Genomic DNA, 2,954 nt, shown 5'->3' with positions numbered 1-2,954 from the left:
GGATGCCGCCGCCTGCGTCGTGCGGTCGGGCGCCGCGGTCGCGGCCGGGGCCGCGAGCGCGAGGGTCGACGAGAGGGCGACGGCCGCCGAGACGGCCATCACGCGGGCACCGCGTCGTGCGTGCGTGTTCATCGGGATCCTCGATCCTGTCTCAGTCGGCGTCGGTGCGCTCCAGGAGCGCGACGCCGATCTTGGAGTCGGCCATGCCGTAGAAGACGAAGAGCCGGCCGTCGACCTCTTCGATCGCGGTCGGGAAGACGACGTTGGGGACGATGCCGCTGCGCTCGTCGTCTGTCTCGGGCGCGAGCAGCGGCTCGGGGGTGCGGGCGATCACACGCGAGGGGTCCTGAGCGTCCAGCAGCAGTGCTCCGGCGGCGTAGTTGACCCGCTGCTGCTGCGCGAACGCGCTGTCGATCACGCCCGTGACGCCGTGGTGCAGCACGAGCCACCCCTCGGGCACGCGCAGCGGCGGCGGGCCGCCTCCGATCTTGACCTCTTCGAACGCGTACTCGGGGCCTGCCACGAATCGATGCTGCCCCCACAGCACGAGGTTCGCGAGGTCGTCGCGGACGGCGTCGAGCGGCACGTAGCTGATCCAGATCGACTGCCGCGGGTCGTCGATGCCGGCAGGAAGCCGCACGCCCTGCCCGGGCCTGGTCTCACCCAGGTCCCACATCGGGCGGTGCAGCACCGCGAGCGACTCGGTGCCGTCGGGCGCCGTGACGGGCTCGGGGAAGAACACGGTGTCCTTGTTGTGGAAGAGGTTCAGATCCATGTCGAGCTCGTCCTGGTAGCGGAAGTGGGCCGGGCCGAGCCGCCGCCACTCGCGCAGGTCGTCCGACACCGCGATCGCCGTCCGCGGGCCCAGCGGCCCGTACGCGACGTAGGTCATGACGTGCAGGCCCAGGGCGTTGATCCACGTCGTGCGTGGATCCTCGACTCCCGCGTTGCCGACGCCGCGCTCCCACCCGCGGTCGGGCTCGAGCACGATGCCTTCGCGCTGTACCGAGACGGGGACGCCGTCCTCGACGACCACGCGAGCGAGCCCCACGCGCGAGACGTTGCCCTCGGCGACGAGTCGCGGCAGAAGGTACAGCTCGCCGTCGGGACCGCGGCCGGACGCCGGGTTGAGCACGCCCTCCGCTTCGTTCGGATCGCCGTCCTGGGGCGTCATCACGACGCCCATCCGACTCAGCCGGTACGGGATCGAGGGGGTTGTTCCGGGCATGGTCATCCTTTCACTCCGGATCCGAGATCGTTGCTGGTGAAGTACCGCTGGAACACGATGAACAGCGTCACGGCGGGGATCGCGAGCACGACGGCGCCGGCCATCATGGCGCCGAAGGGGTTCGCGGTCGAAGCGGCGATGTTCGAGATGAAGTTGGCGAGCGACACCGCCAGCGGCTGCATCGACGCCTCCTTCGTGATGAGGAACGGCCACAGGAACTCGTTCCACGGGCCGATGAAGGTCAGCAGCACGGCGGTGAGCAGTGCGGGCCGCACGAGGGGCAGCGCCACGTTCCACAGCAGCCGGAACTCCCCCGCTCCGTCGATGCGCGCGGCCGAGAAGAGGTCGCGCGGTAGCTGCAGGAAGTACTGGCGGAAGATCACGACCGCGGTCGAGTTGATGAAGAACGGGACGATCATGCCGATGTAGGTGTCGGAGAGCCCGTAGTCCCGCGCGATCATCACGTAGAGCGGGATCATGAGCAGCTGGAACGGGACCACCTGCACCAGCAGCGCGAGCGCGAACGTCGCGCTGCGGCCGCGCCACTCCAGCACCGCGAGCGCGTAGCCCGCGAGCACCCCGAACACCACGGTCCCCAGCAGCACGCCGCCGGTGAAGATGCCCGAGTTGATCAGTCCCTGCACCAGATCGATGCGCTCGTTGATCGCGACGTAGTTGTCGAACGTCAGGTTGGCAGGGTTGGGGAAGGCCCCGGCCACCGACGTGTCGACATCCGTCTGCAGCGACCCGATCACCATGTAGTAGAAGGGGAAGAGGAACGCGATCGCCCCGAGGCTCAGCACGATGTAGAGCGCGGCCTTGCTTCCCAGTGCGCGCCTCATGACTCGTCACCCCCCACGAGCTTGCGCTGCAGCCACGCGATGACCAGCACGAACAGGATGAGGATCACGCCGATCGCGGCCGCGACATCCGGATTCCCCTGCTCGATGCCCTTCTGGTAGATCAGCAGCACCGGCGAGGTCGAGGCGCCGTTCGGGCCGCCGCCGCCGGTGAGCAGGTACGGCTCGGTGAACAGGTTCGCGCCCGTGATGGTCGCCAGGAGCACCACCAGCACCGTCGCGGGGCGCACACCCGGGACGGTGACGCTGAAGAACTGACGGATGCGGCCGCCGCCGTCGGTCGAGACGGATTCGTAGAGCTCCCTGGGCACGTTCTGCAGCGCCGCGAGGTAGAGCAGGATGTAGAACCCGAGGCCCTTCCAGGTCACGAAGAGCGCGATCGTCGGCATCGCGAGGGCGCTGTTGACGAGCCATGACGGCTGCGGCGCCAGCGGGCCGAGGATGTTGTTGACCAGTCCGTTGTTCGAGAAGAGGAACAGCCACACCGCGACGACCGCCACCGACGCGGTCACGTACGGCACGTAGTAGCTCACGCGGAAGAACGTGCGCGCGTGCACGACGCTGTTCAGAGCGGTGGCGAGCACGATCGAGAGCACGACGGTCAGCGGCACGTTGATGGCGAGGAAGACGCCGACGTTCGCGAACGACTGCCACACGTCAGGGTCGCTCACCACGGTCGCGTAGTTGTCGAGGCCGACGAACGGCCGGTCCACCTCGGCGCCCGGCGCCGCGAAGAAGAAGTCGTGGAACGACATCCACACCGCGAGGATGATCGGCCATGCGAAGACCAGGATCACGAACACCAGGTACGGCGCCGAGAACAGGATGCCGAGCGGCTGGGCTCCGAGGATCCGCCGGCGCCGGCG

3 protein-coding genes are annotated in these 2,954 nt (G+C 68.6%); all 3 read right to left on the bottom strand.

Going from position 1 to position 2,954, the window contains the following annotated elements; genetic code table 11:
• Positions 1–151: 151 nt before the first annotated feature.
• The 3 genes from EIO58_RS15300 to EIO58_RS15290 are packed head-to-tail and all read right to left on the bottom strand — an operon-like array spanning position 152 to position 2,939.
• Entirely contained in the window at positions 152–1,234 is a 1,083-nt protein-coding gene (locus EIO58_RS15300; protein ID WP_164861761.1) for a glycoside hydrolase family 130 protein, read from the bottom strand.
• Positions 1,231–2,070 (bottom strand): carbohydrate ABC transporter permease, encoded by an 840-nt coding sequence (locus EIO58_RS15295; protein WP_127820234.1) that lies wholly within the window; start codon positions 2,068–2,070, stop codon positions 1,231–1,233. The genes EIO58_RS15300 and EIO58_RS15295 overlap by 4 nt, the downstream gene beginning before the upstream one ends.
• A complete protein-coding gene (locus EIO58_RS15290; protein WP_205789319.1) occupies positions 2,067–2,939 on the bottom strand; it encodes a carbohydrate ABC transporter permease in 873 nt (290 codons plus the stop codon). The genes EIO58_RS15295 and EIO58_RS15290 overlap by 4 nt, the downstream gene beginning before the upstream one ends.
• Between the last annotated feature and the right edge of the window lie 15 nt (positions 2,940–2,954).

The sequence above is a fragment of the Microbacterium sp. CPCC 204701 genome (genome assembly GCF_004010105.1).
In the GTDB taxonomy this organism is placed as follows: Bacteria; Actinomycetota; Actinomycetes; order Actinomycetales; family Microbacteriaceae; genus Microbacterium.
Note: the sequence above shows the minus strand (reverse complement) of the source record. Positions and strands in the feature narration are given on the sequence as shown.